1 protein-coding gene is annotated in these 504 nt (G+C 29.4%); it reads left to right on the forward strand.

The genetic code is table 11. The features are described from left to right. Positions 1 to 53 precede the first annotated feature (53 nt). A partial coding sequence (locus ACP5GV_RS08165) for a GGDEF domain-containing protein (protein ID WP_428103318.1) occupies positions 54 to 504 on the forward strand: 451 nt, incomplete at its 3' end.

Raw genomic sequence — 504 nt, forward strand, 5'->3', positions numbered from 1 at the left:
AACTTCTATTTATACTGAATAGAATATCTCTTGAAAATATATCTTCCATTGCATTGAAAGACCCTTTAACTGGACTGTTAAACAGATATACTTTGGATTTTGTATTAGACACAGAAATAAGTAAAGCTAAAAGATACGGTTATACAATTTCACTCATAATTATGGATTTAGACAACTTTAAAAGAGTAAACGATACTTATGGACATCTTGTAGGAGATAAAGTTTTAGTTCATTTTGCAAAAATAGTTAAATCTGTTGTAAGAAATTCAGACTATGCTTTTAGATATGGAGGGGAGGAATTCTTAATTCTACTTCCATATACAGATTTAAAAAATGCTAAAGTTGTTGCAGAAAGAATTAGAGAAAAAGTCGAAAAACACAAATTTCCAATGATAGGAAAGGTGACTGTAAGTTGTGGTATAGCTGAAGTGAAAAATTTTGATAATCCTGGGATGCTCGTACAAAAAGGTAATGCATCAGAAATTTATGATAATCCAATAAATG

The sequence above is a fragment of the Caldisphaera sp. genome, from assembly GCF_049974385.1.
Lineage (GTDB): Archaea > Thermoproteota > Thermoprotei_A > Sulfolobales > Acidilobaceae > Caldisphaera.